At 26.1% G+C, this 21,228-nt stretch carries 19 protein-coding genes, 2 pseudogenes and 1 riboswitch; of the genes and pseudogenes, 16 read left to right on the forward strand and 5 right to left on the reverse strand.

Annotation, left to right across the window (positions count from 1 at the left end; genetic code table 4):
- Positions 1-97: 97 nt before the first annotated feature.
- On the forward strand, positions 98-2,170 hold the full coding sequence (locus ACFEL4_RS05550; RefSeq protein ID WP_375316917.1) for a hypothetical protein: 2,073 nt from the start codon (positions 98-100) through the stop codon (positions 2,168-2,170).
- A gap of 310 nt (positions 2,171-2,480) precedes the next feature.
- Complete coding sequence (locus ACFEL4_RS05555; protein ID WP_375316918.1) at positions 2,481-2,687, forward strand: hypothetical protein; 207 nt, start codon at positions 2,481-2,483, stop codon at positions 2,685-2,687.
- Positions 2,688-3,322: 635 nt separating this feature from the next.
- Here ACFEL4_RS05555 and ACFEL4_RS05560 read toward each other — a convergent pair.
- Together ACFEL4_RS05560 and ACFEL4_RS05565 are read right to left on the reverse strand one after the other, a co-directional pair.
- Positions 3,323-3,712, reverse strand: coding sequence for a transposase (locus ACFEL4_RS05560; protein ID WP_375316919.1), 390 nt, complete (start codon positions 3,710-3,712; stop codon positions 3,323-3,325).
- Entirely contained in the window at positions 3,607-4,143 is a 537-nt protein-coding gene (locus tag ACFEL4_RS05565) for a hypothetical protein (protein ID WP_375316920.1), read from the reverse strand. The genes ACFEL4_RS05560 and ACFEL4_RS05565 overlap by 106 nt, the downstream gene beginning before the upstream one ends.
- On the opposite strand from ACFEL4_RS05565, the gene ACFEL4_RS05570 reads away from it, so the two are divergent.
- Together ACFEL4_RS05570 and ACFEL4_RS05575 are read left to right on the forward strand one after the other, a co-directional pair.
- Complete coding sequence (locus tag ACFEL4_RS05570; protein WP_375316921.1) at positions 4,143-5,660, forward strand: hypothetical protein; 1,518 nt, start codon at positions 4,143-4,145, stop codon at positions 5,658-5,660. The genes ACFEL4_RS05565 and ACFEL4_RS05570 overlap by 1 nt on opposite strands.
- Before the next feature lie 346 nt (positions 5,661-6,006).
- Complete coding sequence (locus ACFEL4_RS05575) at positions 6,007-6,816, forward strand: hypothetical protein (protein WP_375316922.1); 810 nt, start codon at positions 6,007-6,009, stop codon at positions 6,814-6,816.
- Here ACFEL4_RS05575 and ACFEL4_RS05580 read toward each other — a convergent pair.
- The 3 genes and pseudogenes from ACFEL4_RS05580 to alsS all read right to left on the reverse strand — a co-directional run bounded on the left by ACFEL4_RS05580 (position 6,722) and on the right by alsS (position 10,043).
- Positions 6,722-7,291 (reverse strand): recombinase RecT, encoded by a 570-nt coding sequence (locus ACFEL4_RS05580; protein WP_375316923.1) that lies wholly within the window; start codon positions 7,289-7,291, stop codon positions 6,722-6,724. The two genes, ACFEL4_RS05575 and ACFEL4_RS05580, sit on opposite strands and share 95 nt — an antisense overlap.
- 315 nt (positions 7,292-7,606) lie before the next feature.
- Positions 7,607-8,359: pseudogene (gene budA, locus ACFEL4_RS05585) on the reverse strand (acetolactate decarboxylase).
- 19 nt (positions 8,360-8,378) lie between these two features.
- Positions 8,379-10,043: an acetolactate synthase AlsS gene (gene alsS, locus ACFEL4_RS05590; protein WP_375316924.1), complete on the reverse strand. Its 1,665-nt coding sequence runs from the start codon at positions 10,041-10,043 to the stop codon at positions 8,379-8,381.
- Positions 10,044-10,166: 123 nt separating this feature from the next.
- On the opposite strand from alsS, the pseudogene ACFEL4_RS05595 reads away from it, so the two are divergent.
- From ACFEL4_RS05595 to ACFEL4_RS05650, 12 genes and pseudogenes are all read left to right on the forward strand, one after another.
- A pseudogene (locus ACFEL4_RS05595) lies at positions 10,167-10,412 on the forward strand (ATP-binding cassette domain-containing protein); the annotation flags it as partial.
- Positions 10,413-10,435: 23 nt separating this feature from the next.
- Positions 10,436-10,576 (forward strand): hypothetical protein, encoded by a 141-nt coding sequence (locus ACFEL4_RS05600; RefSeq protein ID WP_375318385.1) that lies wholly within the window; start codon positions 10,436-10,438, stop codon positions 10,574-10,576.
- 130 nt (positions 10,577-10,706) lie between these two features.
- On the forward strand, positions 10,707-11,291 hold the full coding sequence (locus tag ACFEL4_RS05605) for a DUF2130 domain-containing protein (protein ID WP_375316925.1): 585 nt from the start codon (positions 10,707-10,709) through the stop codon (positions 11,289-11,291).
- 53 nt (positions 11,292-11,344) lie between these two features.
- Positions 11,345-12,412, forward strand: a complete 1,068-nt coding sequence (locus ACFEL4_RS05610; protein WP_375316926.1) for a hypothetical protein — start codon at positions 11,345-11,347, stop codon at positions 12,410-12,412.
- An 86-nt stretch (positions 12,413-12,498) separates the two neighbouring features.
- Positions 12,499-12,690 carry a hypothetical protein gene (locus tag ACFEL4_RS05615; RefSeq protein WP_375316927.1) on the forward strand — a complete coding sequence of 64 codons (192 nt, stop codon included), beginning with the start codon at positions 12,499-12,501 and terminating at the stop codon, positions 12,688-12,690.
- Between the two features lie 87 nt (positions 12,691-12,777).
- The gene (locus tag ACFEL4_RS05620; RefSeq protein ID WP_375316928.1) at positions 12,778-13,035 is read left to right on the forward strand and encodes a hypothetical protein; all 258 of its coding nucleotides are present in this window, start codon (positions 12,778-12,780) and stop codon (positions 13,033-13,035) included.
- Positions 12,930-13,319, forward strand: coding sequence for an IS1595 family transposase (locus ACFEL4_RS05625; RefSeq protein ID WP_375316929.1), 390 nt, complete (start codon positions 12,930-12,932; stop codon positions 13,317-13,319). The genes ACFEL4_RS05620 and ACFEL4_RS05625 overlap by 106 nt, the downstream gene beginning before the upstream one ends.
- A gap of 178 nt (positions 13,320-13,497) precedes the next feature.
- Positions 13,498-13,586, forward strand: a riboswitch (TPP riboswitch).
- Positions 13,587-13,650: 64 nt separating this feature from the next.
- Positions 13,651-14,700, forward strand: a complete 1,050-nt coding sequence (locus ACFEL4_RS05630; protein WP_375316930.1) for an energy-coupled thiamine transporter ThiT — start codon at positions 13,651-13,653, stop codon at positions 14,698-14,700.
- A 69-nt stretch (positions 14,701-14,769) separates the two neighbouring features.
- The gene (locus ACFEL4_RS05635) at positions 14,770-15,018 is read left to right on the forward strand and encodes a hypothetical protein (RefSeq protein ID WP_375316931.1); all 249 of its coding nucleotides are present in this window, start codon (positions 14,770-14,772) and stop codon (positions 15,016-15,018) included.
- A gap of 609 nt (positions 15,019-15,627) precedes the next feature.
- Complete coding sequence (plsX, locus tag ACFEL4_RS05640) at positions 15,628-16,659, forward strand: phosphate acyltransferase PlsX (protein ID WP_375316932.1); 1,032 nt, start codon at positions 15,628-15,630, stop codon at positions 16,657-16,659.
- Between the two features lie 20 nt (positions 16,660-16,679).
- On the forward strand, positions 16,680-17,375 hold the full coding sequence (gene rnc, locus ACFEL4_RS05645) for a ribonuclease III (RefSeq protein WP_375316933.1): 696 nt from the start codon (positions 16,680-16,682) through the stop codon (positions 17,373-17,375).
- Between the two features lie 119 nt (positions 17,376-17,494).
- A complete protein-coding gene (locus ACFEL4_RS05650) occupies positions 17,495-21,049 on the forward strand; it encodes an ABC transporter permease (protein WP_375316934.1) in 3,555 nt (1,184 codons plus the stop codon).
- Positions 21,050-21,228 lie beyond the last annotated feature (179 nt).

The following is a 21,228-nucleotide window of genomic DNA, read 5'->3' on the forward strand; positions in this document are numbered from 1 at the left end:
ATAATATAAATTGTATAGTATTTTTTAAAATTTAATATAGTGTAGTTTTAAATTATGGATAATATTATTTAATAAAACGAAAAAAGGACTTGGTATTATGTGAAAACAATTGCTTTTAACAATAACTTTATCAATTTTTACTACTACTTGTACTATAAAATCACAACATAACAATTTAAATGAATCATATCCGCAACCCAACACTGATATTTTTAATAATCAAACTTTAAAATTAGCTTTTGATGAAGGCCGCTTTTTTACTTGAAACACAATGAATACTGCAAAAACTATTGCTGGAATTTTTACTTCACCTACTAATCAAAGTTACTTATTAAACACCGATGGCACTTATGATAATTTAAATTTACAAATTAATAACTTTATGCAATTTAATGACAACTTAGGAATTGTTACTTGTAATAATTACCATGCTGCTGATGGTAGCGATTATTTGAATAAATCATTTTTAATCAATAAAGATGGCGACATTATTTCTAATCCCTTAAAAACAATTAATAATACCTTCGCCAAATGGGGCAATAAGGTTGTTAATATGGGGATTGGAGCTGATTTAATTACTGATAATGGTTTGGTTAGTACCTTAGTTGATAATCCTTATAATTACGGGTATGGAGTAACAAGTTTTACTGCTATTAACAAAGATTATGGTGTATTTGTTGGTGGTGACCAAAAATGTTACTTATTAAAAATTGATAAACAGATTACAAGCATTAATTATACAGCAGGAAAACAAATAATAGCACCAAATCCTAATATTGCAAAATGTTTTGTTAAACTTAATAATAATGGTGGTATTATTCGTGATAAAGATGGTCACTTGTCATATTTAACAATTGATAATAGTGGCGGTATTAGTACATATCCCCTAATTATCAACCCTGGTAGTGAATCACTATCTAGTACTACCACTAACTTTTTTACGCCAATTAACCATAACCAAGGAATCTTAAATATCAGTTTTGAAAATAGTAGTAACAATTATGGTCATCCTTATTTAATTGATGCTACTGATCCTATGAATATTATCTTTACTGAAATTACTAATCATTTAATGAATAATTTTGTTTTACTTCATAATAATTTAGGAGTTTTTATTGATGATGTCCAAACAGCATGATTTTTTGATAATAATTTAAAATTTACTGAAATTGGTACTGCCACTAATTTTCAAGCTATTAATGATGATTTAGGTTTCTTAACAACGAATACTTCAACATTACTACTAACTGATAAAACTGATAAAAGACTTGCAAATATTAATACTATTAATTGAACCAATTCTGATATCAAACAAAATAGTACTTTTATCAATGCCTATCTTAACTTTGGAAAACAAAATTTCATTGACCGAACTAATAGTTGAATTAGTAATGGTGCTTTAACTTTAAATGTTACTAACAAAAAATTAATCAATGTTATTATTGCTGGTCATATTCTTTTAAATCCTGATAACTATGGTAATGTTACTACTACTATTTCGATCATTGGTACTAGTAATATCACCTTTAATTTTACTGATAGTGCACCATTAATATACCATGTTTTAATTTATAATCTTTCTAGTTTACCAACCATAAATAATAATGCTAATACTAGTTACCAATACGTGGGAATTAAAAATAATCAGTTATATGATATGAATAGCACTAATGATAGTAACGGTTTTACTATTAACTTTAAATATGATAGTACTATTCAATATGTTAATATCATTACGATTGATGAAAATAGTATGAATAAAAATAATTCATGAACTATTCAGCCTGGAGTAACTTTTAAATTATCGGTAGGAGGTAATAGTCTTACTTATTGTGTTGAAACTGTATCTTGAGATAATACAATAAATTCACAATATTTCAGTATTTATCATAATAATACTTTACCAATTACTGAATTTTGAAAATCTGATGAAGGTATTAACTTATTCAATCGCGCCCTTAAATTAGGATATACAAAAACTAGATTATTGGCAATGAAGGCCAGTGAAATTAATAAGTTACGAACTTTAGCAGTTACTTGAAAAATCAATGAAATTCGTGGTAATATTCTTGGCTATGTGATTGGTGGATTTCTTAGTGTTGGTGCGATTGTTGCAATCATTGCTTTAGGATATGATTGACATTTAAAAAAAGATTTTAAATCTATTTAATACTACTTTAGTAATATTTACTATTAAAAGTTTTTCATTCATGATGTTTTATCAAATAATCTGACAAAATTATTCTCAGTTAAAACTAAAATTTTGATAAAAAAATAAAAATAAAACATTTTTTAACAATAATGTTTTATAATTATAATGATATTAAAAAATAATATCTATTTTAATATTTGTTTTTGAAAAAACTTTTTTAAGCTTGTTTAAGTTTAGATAGTTTTTTTGTGTTTAAATTATATTTTTTAATATTTTAAAATCATTATCAAATCTACTAATATCTCGTATTAAGGTTAGGAGTAATAATATGAAAGATACATATGCCTCTGTTCGCTTAGCACAGAAACCTGACAATGCTTTTGCTTGCCATCGTTGTGGAAGAATTATTTTAATTGCTGATTTTTTAGAAGCGAAAAATATTCAATTAAACTGTAATCGTTGTGGTTTTAAGAAACATGTAACAAAAATTAAAATTGAAAAAAAAGAAGAAACTAAAAAAACAATTTCAAAATAGTTTCTTGAGTTGTAAAAATAAATACTAATTATTAGATTTCATTTTTATTAGACTTCAAGGGAACTAAGTTTAACTAATTTCTAAATTATGATATTTTTCAGAAATTATTTTAAACTTTCTAATACTAACAAAAAACATTTTCTACAAGAATTTTAATTCTTAAAATTAATCTATTTAGTCTTTTTCTATTTTTTTGTTAATAATTTACCTTTTAAGATTCTAGCATTTTATTTCTTTGAGTAGTTTAAAATCATGTTTTTCAATTCCATAACTTACTCCCATACTCTAACTTTATTAAAATCTAACACCACCACTTTTTTGGGTGAATAAAGTTAATAGTTATAATTTAATTTTCTTTAAATAAAAGACAACATTAAACTATTTAATTGTTTCTATAATTATATCATATTTTGTTAAATAAACAAAGTATTTTAATGTTTTATTTTATTATTTTATAACAAAAATTCCTAACTATTTAGGTAAGGATTTATTAAGTTTTTAAAATATTAAAGTAAAAGATTTAATTTATTAATTCTTGCTGAATTAATTAAGGCTTTTCTCCCTTTATGTACTATTTTTAAATTTTATCACATAAATGCTGAGAAAAGCCTATCTACGGACTTCTCCCCACATTTTTAAATTAAACATAGCATTACAGTTTCAAAACTAGGTATGTTATTGAATTTATATGCAGCTTCTTTTGCATATAAATGAATATGATGTTTTGCAACTTTGATATGTGTTTTAAATGTTCTTCGTATATGTTTTCATACTGACTCAATTTGGTTGGTATTTACACCAGTTTTTGAAACATAGCCATCTTGATGGTTAAATGTTTCATGCTTAGTGAAAACCGATTTCAAATCGCGATATCATTTTCAAGAATCAGTATGTACATCACACTTTGAAGAAATGTGGTTTATTGCAAACTGCAAAAGATTTTTACTGTTTGCGTTTTTCAATACTTTCACAATCAGATTGTTGGTTGTTTTTTCATAAATACCAACAATCAAGGTTTTGTTCAACAAGGATCTTCCTTGTTTTTTAAACCCATATGTGAAAGATACATTTCATCCATTTGCACTATGCCTTCAACAATGAATTGAGGTTCTTGTTTAGCAATGGCACTTCGGATTTTATGACCCATTCTTCAAGCTGTTTTCAAGGTCACTCCCAATTCTTTTGCAACATCAGTTGATGGAATTCCATGTTTGGTGTTTATTCATCTAAAGATGAGATAAAACCAAGATATTAAAGGTGTTTGTGACTTTGAAAATATAGTGCCCGTGAGAATACTGAATGTTTGATGACATTTCAAACATCTCATTTTTCTTAAATTAGAAGTATTACAATTAAAACTAGAACAACTAATACATTTGCTTTGTTTCAAACTTGCTATATATGCAAGACATTGTTTTTCAGTTTGAAAAGTATTATTGAACTCATTCAATTTCATTGTTTCCTCCACAAGTACATGTGGGTAGAAGTCCGAATAATTATTTTAATAAATTTATTTCAAATTGTGGTGAAGATAGTCCTTTAAATAAATATATTCCTTATACTAATTTAGAATCATCAGATACTAGAACTAAAATCACTATTACTCATCCACAAAATAGATCAAGACCGGTTATTAATATTGATACTAGAGGTATTAATACATCTACTACAGTACCTGAATTTAAAAGTCCAAAAGAAACTATTGATATTAAATATGATAAAGAAACTCATATAGTTAATAGTGATGTTAGTGATAAAGTAATTTATTTTGATGACCTTGATGATAGAAAAAATGCTATTGAAATTTTAAAACATACTTTAGTACCTAATTTTATATATAAATGAGTTGCTTATAAAAATTTTGATCCTTTTACAGAAGATTACTCAAGTTATTTAAATGGAACTTTAATTCCTAAAAAATATGCAGATGATAAATTACAAAATAAGTTAATTGCTGGTACTAATATAACTATTGATAAAGAAACTAATACTATTAGTGCTACTGGTGGTAGTTCAGTTGATGAAAATAGAATATTTAATAATAAAAATGATAAAGATAATACAACAAGATTAGTTAATGATGTTATAAATGTTGGAAATAGAACATTAATTTATAAAAATAAAAGTGGTCCTTCAGTAACAGATGATAATGATATTCCAAATAAAAAATATGTTGATGAAAAAATAAAATCTTTAAATGTTATTAAATGAAAAAATGTTGGTACAAAAGAAAGTAACATTAAAATTAATTATGATTTTAAAGTAAATACTTTATATAGAGTTGGTTATTGTTGAAAAAATGTAGAAAAAAGTCCAATTATATATATGCAATTTTTATGACAAGGTGAAGGTGCTGTATTAGCTAGTTTTTTTAAAGGTATTTCTGGAAAAAGAATTACTGAAGCTTATGTTGATTTAGTAGTTATTTCAAATGCTATTGCAATGGATAGATTTAATGATGATGAAGGTAAAATATATTCATTAGAAGAAGAAATAAAAGAAAATACTTATAAAATCACTAGTAATACATTAGATATTACTTCACCAAGTATAATTAATATAGATAAACCAATTAAAATTAATTCAAAAAGTTTAGAAACTAATGAAATAGAAGACAATTGTTGAGATATTGAATTAAAAGATAATCCAACACCAAATCCTAACCCAAGTGTTCCACAATGAAAAGAAGTAGCAGTTAGTACTGATTTAGTAACAATTAATTATAATTTAAAAAATAAAAATTATTATCGAGTATTCTATAATGGACGTACTAGAGATTTAATTACTAATATTGAGAAAGGTACACATGAAATAAAAGAATTTTATTATCAAGATAATGAAAATGCTTTTATGTTAGGTATTTTTAATATGATGTTAACTGGAATGCCTATGTATATTAAAAATAATGGAGTTAGTTTATATGCTGAAGCACGGATGTGTAATTTATGAAAATTAGAAGAATTACAGGAATAATATTACGAATAAAGAATTTACTTATCTTAATGAAATTAGTTATTGATTATTAAATAAAAGTGATTTTACTCATAGTGAATATAATCTTAGTGGTTCACGATATAGTAGTAAAACATATAGTATTGCAGAAGAATTAGCAATATTAATAGCTATTTCAATTAAAGTTAATAAATCAATCGCTATATATTGTTTTAGAAAATTAAATAAAGATATTAATGATTTAGTAAAAGAAATATATAATGCTTTAATAACAATAGGTTTAAATGATTATAAAGATTTTACTTTAAAATACCCTAATAAGCAAGCAGACTTTCGTTTTAAAGGCTCTAAATCATTTATAAGAGTAATGGGTGTATATAGTAATTCAAATGATAGAATACCTTTAAAAGGTCTTTCTCGTAGTGAAATAAAAGGTTTTGATTTATCAATTGAATGATGTGAAGAAGCAAATGAATTTACTCAGCAAGAATTTCAAACAATAACATTTGCATTAGGTAATGCTAAAAAAAGAATAAAAATAATTTTGGTGGTGATTAATATGATAAATACAATGGAATATTTAAGTTGTGATAAATCAAAATGATATATTGATATACCAATGATTATTGCTCAAAAATCAACTAAATTATGATTAGGTAAAGGTTTTTTATTTAATTCAAGTAAAAAAGAAATATTAGATTATCTTAATGATATGAATTTAAAAGATAAATGATTAGAAAAATTTTATAAATTTGGTTTACAAAATTCACTAATGGGTAAAGTATTTATTATGATTATAATTAATGAAGATAATAGTAAATCCCTTAAAATATTACCTAATAGTTTTTGTGGTAGAGTTGCTAAATATAATGAACAAGAACAATCAGCAGAATTTTATTTTATTAATGAACAAGCAGATAGTGCTACTTTAACATGAGTAACAATACAAAATGGAAAAGTTAAATATGAAACATATAAAGATAATAATAAAGATATTATTTTAGGTTCTACAAGAACAAAATTAAAACCAAATATAACACCATTAAAAACTTATGAAATTAAAAATCCATTTAATTATATACCTATTTTAAAAAATGTTTTTCTATTTGTTCTTTTGACATATATAAAGTTTTTTCAAAACCATTTACTAATTGAAAATATGCTACATAACCAATAATAGGTTGTTTTAATCTTTCTAAATCATTTTGTATTCAATTAAATTCAATTCCTTTAAGTCTATCTACTTTTTCAATTTCTGTTAATCTAACATCACTAACATTAATTTCTTTATATTGTTGACTACGTAATGATAATTGAATATAACCTTTATATCCCATTTGAAATTGAGCATTATTAATTTTTACTTTATTATCTCAATAAGGTACAACATAACAATAACCAAAGTTTTTTTCTAATGGTAAATTTAATAATACTGCTTGATAACAACTATTAATAATAGTTTCTGGATGTGCTTCATCTAAACCATATTGATTTGAAATTGCTAATACATTACTTTTAAATTTTTGTATTTCTAAATTATCAATAGTAGTATATTGTGTAGAAAATCATGTTTCATATTCACCAATTTCTAATAATATACCTTTCTCTGTTTCTCTAACTTTACTTTTTAATTCTAAATTAATAGTTGTCATATATATTTCCTTTCTATTCTACGTATAAGCCTTATCACTTACAGTGATAATAAGCTTATATACTAATACTTATATCTTCTACTACGTAAGGCTTTGCTACTGTAAGTAGCAAAGCCAAGGGTAGGGGGTTGTAGAGGGAAGGGAACCAAAATTTCTTAAATTTTAAAAGAACATGACAAAAATTACTATTAGTTATATCTGCACTATAGCCTTTAATAATTTTTTATTTAGTTATGTAATAATTAATTACTTTCATAAAGTACAGATTTATCAAAATAATTAATTATAATTGTTTAACAATTAAAAATGAGAGTATTATCTCTCATTTAAGTTCTTATTAAATCTAACTATTAACTTGATACGCCCTTGCTTAATTGCATCTTGTAAATTATTTTCAACAATCTCATATTGTAAATAACTATTACTTGTTGGTAATTGTAATTCCATATTATTTAAGTAACTAATTTCGACATGAATTTTGTTACTAATAACATTAAAAACATGACCACCTTGCATTTTATCATCACTAATAAAATGACTATGAAAACCAGCAACACCGATGGTACTAGCAAATTTAGGAGTTCAAAATCCCACAATATCACCACTGACATTATTAATTGTCATTACTGCTTGGTCTTTAGTTGCTGCTAGTAATGATGGGAAGGGGATTGTTTGTTTTGTAACTGTTCTGACCATAACTTGTTGAAAATTACCAGTAATTTTATAAGCATAAAAAAGATTAGGTGATGGTAATAATTGTGTTATTTTAGTTTCCAATTGTTCATATGTAAGATTATCACAAGCAATTTTGATATTACTTTTGAATCATGTTAATGATGCAAAAGGTGATGTCATATCATTAGTTACTGTTTTCACTTGCCCTGAATTTAACATTTGATAAGCTTTACCTTATAAGACAATTAATTCACCATCAATACTATCAAAAGTACCAATGCCAAAATCACCCTTTGTTAATAATTCTTTAAAACTAATTGATCCATAAAAATCCTTACCCATGAGTGCAGAAATAGTGGAATATTGATAAAAATTATGATATTTTTTTTCCATAACTAATAATTCTTTCCTTCTAATAAATTTGATTTTCTAACATGGTTTGTCCCAAATTAATATTATCACTATAATCAATGATAACATCAATAATGACTGGTGTTTGATAATTTAATGCTTGTTTTAAAACATCTGCTAATTGTTCTTGTCTTTCAACGCGTAAACCAATAGCACCAAAACTTTCAGCATATTTAACAAAATCAACAGGACCTAAATCAACACCTGATGTTCGTTTATATTTCATAATTTGTTGAAACGCCACCATATCATATGTCCCATCATTTCAAATTAAATGGACAATTGGTAATTTTAATCGTACTGCTGTTTCTAATTCCATGGCTGAAAATAAAAATCCACCATCCCCTGACATTGATACCACTCGTTGATTTGGTCGTACTAGTGCTGCGCCAATGGCTCACGGCAATGCTACTCCTAAGGTTTGCATACCATTAGAAAATAATAATGTTCGTGGTTTATAACTACGGAAATAGCGAGCCATTCAAATATAATGAGAACCAACATCACAAGTAACAGTAACACTATCATCAATTATACTGCGTAAGGTATTAATTAAAAATAAGGGATGAACCTTAGCATCTTTTTTAAACGTTATTTTTTGATTATCGCTTAATTTAGCTTGTAATTTATTTAAGAATAATAATTTTTCTTTACTTAGTTTTAAACCTTTAAATTGTTCGTTAAATGTTTTTAATGTTAAACTAATATTACCAATAATTTCTAATAATGGTTGATAAAAATTATCAATATCACTAATTACTTCATCAATGTTAATCACTGGTGTTAAATTTTTATTTCAAATGCGTGGATAGTATTCAATAGGATCATAACCGATGGTTATGATTAAGTCAGCGGCATTTAATAAATCATCACCTGGTTGATTTTTAAATAAACCTAACCGTCCATAGAAATTGCTTTCTAATTCACGCGTGATGATTCCTGCTGCTTGAAATGTTTCGACCACTGGAAAACTATGGTTACGTAAAATGTTACCAATTTCTGTTGTGACACTAGTACTAGAAGCTCGCATTCCTAATAAAAAGACAGGTAAATTAGCAGCGTTTATTTTGTTAATCAATGCTTTAATTGTTTCATTAGTAGGAATTCCTAATTTAGGTTCATTAGTAACTGCAGCAACTGCTTGCACTGCTACTGGTGAGGTAATAATATCAGCAGGTAATGAAACAAAACTAGCACCAGGTATTCCATTTTCAGCACTACGAAAAGCATTAGTGATAGTTTCTGAAATATTATCTTGATGAATAACTTCTTTTGAAAACTTAGTAATTGGTGCAAATAAAGCAGCATTGTTCATTGATTGATGTGTACGTTTTAAACGGTCTTGTCGTTGCACATTTCCAGCAATGGCAACAATGGGATCGCCTTCAGCATTAGCTGTTACTAACCCTGTAGCTAAATTAGAAGCACCAGGCCCTGAGGTTACTAACACAACTCCCGCCTTACCGGTAATTCTACCCATGGCTGTGGCCATAAAAGCAGCATTTTGTTCATGCCTTGCCACAATTAATTGTGGACCACGATCATTTAAAACATCAAACACTTTATCAATTTTAGCACCAGGAATTCCAAAAATATATTTAACCCCTTGATTAATTAACGTGTCAACAACTAAATCAGCACCAGTTTTTATGAAATCTTTTTTCATATGTTGTTTCTCCTTATATATCTACATCTTCTTTTACTAATAAAATCTTAACACCAAATAAATCATTCTTATAAAAAATATCAAAAACCAATTGTAAAAGGATTAAGAATTTAGCTAATAATTATGATAAGATTTATAAAGATTTATTCATTTAGAAAGGAACATTCACCTATAACTAAAAATGAAAAAAATAATGTTGAAATCATTAATGTTTCTAAAAGCTATAACAAAAATGTGGTAATTAAAAACATTAGTTTAGACGTTCCCATTGGTTCACGAATTGGGATTGTTGGCCCAAATGGAACAGGAAAAACTACAATTTGTGAAATGATTTCGCAATTACGAGCACCTACTAGTGGTACTATTAATATAAAAGATGATTTAAAATTGGAATGCAATTACAAGAAACTAAATATCCGCGTGGTGTTACTGGTTGAGATATGGCACAATTTTATTTGCGTGCTTATCGTTTAAACAAATCAATTCAAGATATTCAAAAATTATTATGGCTTTTCTCAGCATTTATGTGATAAAATTTAAAAATAGTACATAAAGGGAGAAAAGCCTTTAAAAATTACTGAACTAACATTAAAACTAGAACAAGGACGTAGTATTAAAAGTGGTATTTTAGGTTCTAATTTAGGAAACGATTTTGAACGAACAATGAACACTTTTTACTTAAGCGATAACTTTGAAAAAACAACAAAAGCTATTAATGGTCGCAAACCTGATTTTATGTTAGGCATTACTAATCCACGCAATGAAAAAAAAGAAATGGGAAAAATCTTATTTGAATTAAAAAATCAAGAGAAATTAGCACTTAGTGATGTTGAAGACAAGTTAGCCAAAGAATTAAAAGAATGAAATGGTGACTTTGGACTAATTATTTGAACATATGCTCATGCCCCATTTACGCATTCTAAAACACACAATAATATTTTCATTGTTAATACTGATTTTGAAATTTTAGTATTAATAGTTAATGTTTTAAAAATGTTAATCAACAAGCGTTTTACCTTAGAAAACCAACAACAAATTAAAAACCAAGATGAAAAAATGATGGAAAAATTTAAATCATGAATGGAAAATGACTTTAATAAACTAATTGGAAAAGTTATGGGTGAATTTGATAAATTTGATAAAAGTATTTCCGATTTAGGAAAAACAACTACTAATTTAACAAAAATTAAAGATAATTTAAAAATAATTCTAACTGAAAAAATCGAGAATAAACTAAAAACTTTCTAAACTTTTGTGATATGTTATAATTATTTAACAAGTCACTGGTGGGGGTAGAGGAAATGAAAAAGATTCTTAGATTTTTCACGTTTTTTAGTAGCTTATTGATAGTTACTATTAACAGTTTACTAGTAACAGGGTGTTCATTATTTGTTCATGATTTTAACCGTAATGACAATGTTAGTATGTTACAATATTACATTCCTGGTGAGCATGATTTTATTTTGAAATATGAAACTGAAATCGCTAACAAAGCCAGCGATACTAGCATTAATAAGTTTAATAATTTGTATGATAATATTACTAGCGAAACAAAAATAATATGACAAGATTATGCTAGTCTACAAAAAGACTTATTAAAAACTAAAATGGGGATACGTTATAGTGAAACTAATTGAGATCAATTGCTTAATCAAGAAAAACTTACTAATGCTGAAAAGGCCATAGGAGAAAAAAATATTCTCCGTCTTTACAACATCATTGGTAGCTTATATAGTAAAGATGTGGTAACAAAACTGATTCAAAATATTTCTGAAGTACCATTAAACAATAACATTGTCGCATGAACAAATTATAATCCTATTTATAATAATTTAAGAATGGGCTTTGATAGTCAATCTTTTAACACTAGTTTTATCGATCAAGAATATCGTCAAGGATGATGGGCATCTGATGATATTATTAGTATTGTTGCTCATGAATTTGGTCATGCACTAGGTATTTATTTAAACTTAGATAATGCCAAACGTGCTACTTTTAATGATAATTGAAACGTAAATAGTAATAATGATAATTGTAATTTAGTACCATCTGTTCCTAAAAATAATAGTTCATCTGCACAATTACAACATTCAATTCCTAATTGTGTAGACTATTTTATGCAATATTTAAACGAAATAAGTAATGTTGTGATTACTCATGATCTAGAAAAAGTATTATTTCCGTTAGTGGTAGTACGTAGTAATTTCGGTCGTGGTTATTGAGTTAATTCAAATATGGACATTCCTCCAGATGAATTATTTGCTGAAGCATTTAACGAATGAATATTAACTCCAGAAGTTCAAAGAAATTGAAATTGAGAGTTATTAAATGATTTCTTTATGGATTATTTACCTAAGGCTTTTAAATAAAAATTTGTTTTTGTAAAAGATCTGAACTAGATAAGTTTAATAAATAATCTACGGACTTCTCCCTACATGTACTTGTGGAGGAAACAATGAAATTGAATGAGTTCCATAATACTTTTCAAACTGAAAAACAATGTCTTGCATATATAGCAAGTTTGAAACAAAGCAAATGTATTAGGTGTTCTAGTTTTAATTTGAATACTTCTAATTTAAGAAAAATGAGATGTTTGAAATGTCATCAAACATTCAGTATTCTCACGGGCACTATATTTTCAAAGTAACAAACACCTTTAATATCTTGGTTTTATCTCATCTTTAGATGAATAAACACCAAACATGGAATTCCATCAACTGATGTTGCAAAAGAATTGGTAGTGACCTTGAAAACAGCTTGAAGAATGGGTCATAAAATCCGAAGTGCCATTGCTAAACAAGAACCTCAATTCATTGTTGAGGGCATAGTGCAAATGGATGAAATGTATCTTTCACATATGGGTTTAAAAAACAAGGAAGATCCTTGTTGAACAAAACCTTGATTGTTGGTATTTATGAAAAAACAACCAACAATCTGATTGTGAAAGTATTGAAAAACGCAAACAGTAAAAATCTTTTGCAGTTTGCAATAAACCACATTTCTTCAAAGTGTGATGTACATACTGATTCTTGAAAAGGATATCGCGATTTGAAATCGGTTTTCACTAAGCATGAAACAGTTAACCATCAAGATGGCTATGTTTCAAAAACTGGTGTAAATACCAACCAAATTGAGTCAGTATGAAAACATATACGAAGAACATTTAAAACACATATCAAAGTTGCAAAACATCATATTCATTTATATGCAAAAGAAGCTGCATATAAATTCAATAACATACCTAGTTTTGAAACTGTAATGCTATGTTTAATTTAAAAATGTGGGGAGAAGTCCGTAGATAGGCTTTTCTCAGCATTTATGTGATAAAATTTAAAAATAGTACATAAAGGTAGAAAATCCATAATTTAATCTAAAATAATTTTTTATCTCATTTACTAATTAACAATGCTATAATGTTGTTAAGTATCAAATTAATTTGATATTTAACAATATCCATATAAAGCAGGGGTGGCATTTGCCTGAGAAATACCCTATAACCTGATCTAGGTAATACTAGCGGAGGGAGACTTTATTTTTTAATTTGTCTTTATAATATTAAAAAATGATAGCCCCTTCGTGTTCAAAAAAATAAAGGAGCTATCATTTTATGTTATTAACCAAAATCAAAAAAGAACCAGAAATATTAAAAATTAACCATGATAAAATTAAAAAGGATATGATGGTTAATATGTTGTTTAAAATATCTACATTAATTAGCTTAGTTTTTTTACTAAGTATTCTAATTTTAGTCAGTGTTTTATCAGCTTCTCGTATTAATAACTTTTTTCATATTAATCCAGATATAGGATATAAGTTTTATAGTAGCAAAGTTTGCTTAATTATAGTATCAGTTTTGTTGCTAACTAGTGCTGTGTTAGTAGCAATTATTAGTTGAACTGCTAATATTGATAAAATTCATGAAAATATTTTTGTATTTTCATTCTTAGCAATTTGCAGTATTAATGTTATTGTACTAATCCTAAATCTTATTAAGCATTATCAATGACAAAAAACGCAAGGGTTTGCTTTATTAAGAACACAATGAAGTAAAAAAATTAAAGCAGCACTTGGTATTAAAAAATGAGTTACTGTTGATTATGTTATGATTGCAATTTTTAGCGCTTTAACTATTGTTTGTGCTTTTATTGAAGAAAATTTACTACCACATTTACCATATGGTGGGGGTATCGCTATTAAGTATATTCCATTAATGGTTATTAGTTTTAGTGTATCATTTGCAGCAGGATGATTAACAGGTATGATTAGCGCTTTAATGAGTTTACTATTTATTCCTGCAGGCAACATTATTAGTCCGTGAAGTTATTTATTAGACTACTTCTTACCAATGACAACGCCAGCCATTATTGCTTTATTACGCTTTAATTTAAAAGCTGATAAATCTTTATTTACATATATTAATTATTGATTCCATTGCTTTATTGTTTGTTTAATTATTTATATGTGACAAACAATGTCAGGATATTTTGTTTGAATAAAACTATTTGGTGCTAAACCATGAAATGGTTTTAACCCAATTTTTTATTCACTTGTTTATAATTTTATTCATATTTTCTTATTTACTTATCTAGTTATGCAATTAACAGTGCCATTTATTTATCGTGGTTTAGTAAGTCATTACGTTGAACGTTATCGTTAAAATAAACATTTTTCTATTGTTAAAATTTATCATTTTAATGTTATAATATTTAGTGAAAGGGTGATTTAAATGAAAAAAGAATCAATAATTAAAGAAGATATTGTTATTATGGATGGTAACATGGAACTAATGAATAAATCATTAATTGATAAAAAGATTATTTTAGCAGCCATTGAATTAGGAGAACATGCTCAACATACAGTTGATACAGGTTGATCCGATCATTTCCAAGCACATGCTAAACTAAAAGGAGAAACTAAAACAGGTACTTGTTTTTGTCAAAAACCAGCAACACATTTAGTTTATTTTTGAAGATAATTATATGCTTTAGTGCTTTTTTACTGCACCTTTGAATGCTATTTATTCATTAGGACATTTATGAAATGGTAAACTACCTAATATACATTTAAAATATGTTTCTTGATTTAAGAATTGAAAAAAAATAACTTTCACTTTGTTTATTATGCCAAATATGATAAAATAAATTTTATATTCATATTAGTTTATTCCTTATAGAGTTTGTTTATCTCTGTAAGGATTTTATTTTCACAAGTAACCTAGCATGAATAGATTTTTGAAGTTTAGGGTATAGCGTTTAAAAATATTTATTTTTTATATTTTGTTCAAAGAATAGTTTAAAAACATCTCGTTCTTAAGAAGTTATAAAATTAAGCTGATTAATAAATTGCAATAATTATTAAACATAGCTATAATTCAGATGTTATAATTTCTATTATCTATACTAATAATAGAAATTATTAATAAAAAATCAAAAATATTGTTAAAAATTTACTTTTAAAAGTGTTAATAATGTTATTATTACTTTTATACAATTAATCTTTTTTTAAGTTTTTTTAAAATTAACGTATAATTAAACTATCATTATATTAAGTTTCGATTGTTTAAAATATATTTATAGGAGGAATTATGAAAGTTGCTTTTGATGTAATGGGCTCAGATTACGGTAGTCTTCCTGCTATTGCTGCTGCACTACAAGTAGTAAATGAATTTAAAAATGTAGATATTGTTTTAGTGGGCGATGAAGCACAAATTAAAGGGAATTTACAAACGTTATTAAAAAATAAGCCAATACCTTTATCATTAACTATTAAAGGAACAACACAAGTTATTACTATGAATGATGGTCCATTAGTGGGAATTAGGATGACTAATTCATCTATGAGTCAGGCCATTCAATTAGTTAAAAAAAATGAAGCTGATGGTATTTTAACTTCTGGTTCCACAGCTGCCTACCTTGGTACTTGTCATTTTTTATTAGGGGAAATAAAAGGAATTAAGCGTCCTGCTTTTATGCCAATTATGCCTACGTTAATAAAAGATCAGCAAGTAGTATTATTGGATGTTGGTGCAAGTATTGAAAATACTGTTGATGATTTGATAAATTTTGCCTTAATGGCACACATTTACTGCCAAACTATTCAAAGTATTTCTCGACCCAAAATTGGTTTATTAAATATTGGAACTGAAGAAAATAAAGGACCAGAAGTTACTAAGGCCACATATGCTAAATTAAAAGCATTAACACAATCAGATGGTAAACTTAGTTTTTTAAATTTTCACGGTAATATTGAACCACGTAATGTTTTAAGTGGTGAAGTAGATATTATTATTTGTGACGGATATTCAGGTAATATTGTTTTAAAGTCAGTAGAAGGTATGGCATCTTTACTTTTTACTTTAATTAAAAATGGATACAAAAAAAATATTTTTACTAAACTTGTGGGATTATTATCACTTAACATTTTTAAAAATATTAAAACTAACTTTGACTATAAAAATACAGGGGGAGCACAATTAATTGGTATTAATGGTATTGCTTTTAAAGCACATGGTTCAAGTGACAAAAAATCTTATTATAGTACATTAAAGTTATTAATTCGTGCTATTGAACAAGATGTTACTAATAAAATTACTAAACAGATTGAAGCATTATCATAAATATTATAGGAGAAAAAAGTATGATTAATATTGAACATATTTTAAAATCAACTTTGTTAGATAAAATTAAAAATAATAAAAATTATCGCGAAGCTTTTACACACCGTTCATTTTCTAATGAACATAATTTAGATTATTCGTATGAACGATTAGAATTTTTGGGTGATTCTATTTTAGGCGAAAATATTTCAATCTATATTTGACATTTATTTCCCGAAAAAGATGAAGGGCAATTAACTAATTTACGCAGTAAAGCTGTACGTCAAGAAACACTTGCTGCTGCAGCCATTGCTCTTGGTTTACAACACTTTTTATTTTTAGGAAATGGTGAAAAAAATACTGGTGGTCAACAACGTGAAAGTATTTTATCAGATATTTTTGAATCATTTTTAGCAGCTGTTTATTTAGATTTAGGAGATAAAGCTGTTAAATCGATCCTTGATTTAACACTATTTCACTTAATTGAAGATAATCAGTTAGAAACCATTGTTGATTATAAAACTAAATTACAAGAATTAATTCAAGCTGAAAAACGTGATCCAATTAACTACAAAACTGTTGATCAAATTAAAAAAGATAATGTGACTTATTTTGTTGTCAATGTTTATTTAGATAATAAAATTTTAATTGGTCAAGGGCAAGGAACTAATAAAAAGAAAGCTGAGCAAGAAGCTGCTAAAGCTGCCTTGGATAAGTTATCAAAAGTTCAACAGTAGTGAATGATAAAAAATAGTAAAATTTTAAGTGTTAGCATCTTAATAGCCTACCAACTTTATTCATACCTTTTGTGGTAAAATGTCATTTATAGTTAATAATATTTAAAAGGGGATTAATAATGTTTAAGTTATTGCGTAATTATATTCGTGAACAGAAAAATAACTTGTTACAAGTATTGGGTTTGGGATTTTTAGTAGTAATTATGATTGTGGCATTTCTGGCTATCAATTTTTCTAACACTTATCTTTCTAAGCAGTACAGTAATGATATTATCCACAATAATTTTAATCAATATTCTTATTTTAAAACGCTAGATGAAGTAAAGTTTAGTAGTAAAAATAGTTACGATGCTTATTTAGAAAATATGGAATATTATGATAAAAATAATAATGTTATTAAATCTACATTGGAAAATGCTACTTTTCAGTTACAACGTTTAGACAGTGTTAAACATACTTATCGCTTTATATTTGCTGGTGGTGACACTAATAGTCCTGAATATTTTGCGATTGGCAAAAATTTAGCAACAAACACTAGTAAAACTTATATTGATTTTAAAGTTAATATCCCTTTTAATTATCCTACTATTGGCATTAATGATCAAGAAGTACAAGATGAGGTTGCATTATTAGATAAATATGTTTATGATAAAAATAAGATAGATAAAACTAATCTAGAAAATAAAACTAATTTCATGATTACTAGTGATAAAGCTTTAAAAACTTATAATGATGAAATATATCATAAACAAGCATATCCATATGCTAATAAACCATATACTGATGTGGATATTAATAATGAAGCAAAATTGTATAGTATTATGACAATGGGTATGTTATATAAAAATATTCAATATATGCAAACAATAGTTGTCAATGATTTGTTAATAACTGGTAAAAATTTTGCTTTTATTCAAAGTGAACCTTCCGATTTTATTAACCAGCCCATTATTACTCAAAAAGGTGGCGCAAGTTTAAATAGTAAACCGCTACAAAATAATGAGATTTTAATTTATAAACAATTTGCTAAATTTAATCATCTTCATATTGGTCAAACATATGTTATTGCCGGCAAAACATTTATTATTAGAGGGTATGTCACTAGTTCTTTGGCTGCTAATCCTGGTTATTACTTTCCTACTATTGATTTTAAAAATAATACCGTTGCTTTTGCTAATAGTAATACTATGCTTAATGTTAAAAAAACTTTAGCTCAATTTAGTTATATTTCAGAAAACCGTTTTTTACCTTCTAAACCTGATTTAGGAACCCCTAATATTGATAGTACTATTAATAACAGTTGGTTATATGATTATTTACATGAGCAATATAATCAAAAGTTTGGAAAAACAACTTATCATTTTAATAATGGCATTGATATTCAAAGTTTAACTGCTTCAACAAATTCTTATCTTTCATATTCTGGTGACGTTGAATGATCAGGATTAGGCTCTATTAACAACAGAATCTCATTAATGAATCAAATTTCTAGTATATTTCTATTTTTAATTTTTGTGGTAACTGTTATTATTATTTTTATTATTACTTTTAAAATGATTGATCGAAATAAAAAGTTGATAGGTGTTTTAAAAGCAACAGGATATAAAAGTTGGCAATTAAGTCTAACCTTAGTTGTATCAATTGTTGTTCCCTTAATTATGTTTGCCGTTATTGGTGTTGTGATTTCTATTCCCATTGCGCATTTTATTGTTACCACCAATATTAATTTCTTAGCATTAATCAACTATGGTTGGTATTTTAATATTAGTATTTCTATTTTAGTAATTGTTATTCCCATTACTATCATTACCATTATTAGTTTTTTATTAGTTTTATTTTTATTAAGAATAAAACCATTAGATTTAATTACTAATAATATTTCAACCAAAAAATATAATTTAAATATTGGTGTTATTTTTAGTTTCATATCACATTTTTTGATTAGAAAATTTACGTATCGTAATAAATTAGCAATTACTACTTCTATGCGTAGTTTGGGTAAAACATTAATTATGAGTTTTACTAGTATATTTGCTGCTACATTAGTTTTTTTTGCTTTAGTGGCGAGTGGGTTAGTTACTGATATGTTAGGTTCCCAGTTTTCAGGTGTTAATTTTAATTATCAAAATACATATCAATTTACTGATGATGTTAAGGATAACTTCTTTACTAGTGATAATAAATTAATGTATAAATTTGATAGTGTTAATGAAATTAAAAATAAATCTTCGCTTTATCCGCAATTTAAAAGTGTTTTAGAAGAAATGATAAAAGATCCTCAAGCTCCAGCAATTATTGATTTTCGTGATGGTTATATTATGGGAAGTGAACTATTAAAGATTAGAAGAGAAATAGTAGAACTTAATTTTCATAAATTTCCTCCTACTTTTCAACAGTTTTGAACTAATAATATTGTTTTAATTAATTATTTAACTAATAATAATGGCCAAAATAATACTGATTTAATGGTTAGTTTTGGTGTAATTCCTTATGAAAATAATCAAGAAGTACCATATACACAACTTGAATTTGATCAAGCTAATACATTAGATTTAAATAAATATCCTAATATTTATTATGATAATCAGACACAAAAATTATCAGATGATGCATTTAAATTATGAGGAGCATGGCGAACTGCCTATGGTATTAACGATAGTTTAAATCAATTTTTAAACCCTAATTTTGCTATTACTAATTTTGATACTTTCAGTAATTTAACATTGTCAAAAATGGAAACATCAACGAGTTGACAAGATAAACAATTTATTAAAATTCGTAACGAATTAATTACTAGTTTGGGTATTAAAAATCCTGATAGTAGTTCTGTGCAATTTATTCCGATGGCAACTTCATCATTGCGATCAATTCCTAATTTATATGACGGTGGTGAAAAATTAGGTAAAACCATTATTTACACTATTCATGGTTTAGATAAACAAACTAAATATATTATTGGTATTAGTTATGATAATTTTTCTAAATTGCAACCTAATATTGCTTTATTACCACAAAAATGATTAAATAGTATTATCTTAGGTACTAAAGATAATAATAGTTTAAATAGCACCTTTGCTAATAGCAAATTAAGTAAATTTTCTAATAATGAATTACAACATTACTTACCTATTGTTAGTACTAAAAATGATTATAAAATTGATTTATCACAAGTGGTTAATAATGGTTATTTAGAAAGTAAGGGTATAAGTTCATCACTATCATTAGTTTATGATATTAATAATTTACGTAGTGTAATGAATACTAACCAATATAGTTTACAAGCAGTTATTTCTTTTTTTGGTGTTTTTAGTGTAATATTAGCATTTATGATTATTATCATTATTACTAATATTTTTGTTCGTGACAACTTAATTTTAATTAACATTTTACGTAGTTTAGGATATACTGCACCTGAAGTATCATATAATTTCTTTTTCATTGTAATACCAGTATTAGTTATTAGTAGTTTGTTTTCGGTTTTTATTGTTCCAATGTTAGTTAATAATTTAGCAACGCTACTAACTAGTTTTGCTAAGATTGTATTTCCTGTTGTTTTTCGTTGGTGATACTTTGCTGTTATGGTTTTTATTAATATTATTATTTATTTTGTTTCCTATGTTATTACCTGAAAACTAAATATCAACAATAAACAGTTAATGACTTTAACGAAATAATAAATGTTAATGTTGCATAATTAATAGTAGGGTTTATGAGAGAGTCATCTCTAAATTTGGTATTTCCAAGATTGGTAATGGTTTATTGGGTGTATAAAATAATTGGATAGACTAAACATTAAATGAACGATATTTCTATCGTTCTTCTTTATATTTTCTGAATTGTAAATATGATTTTA

The sequence above is a fragment of the Spiroplasma endosymbiont of Virgichneumon dumeticola genome (assembly GCF_964264745.1).
Taxonomy (GTDB): Bacteria; Bacillota_I; Bacilli_A; order Mycoplasmatales; family VBWQ01; genus Spiroplasma_E.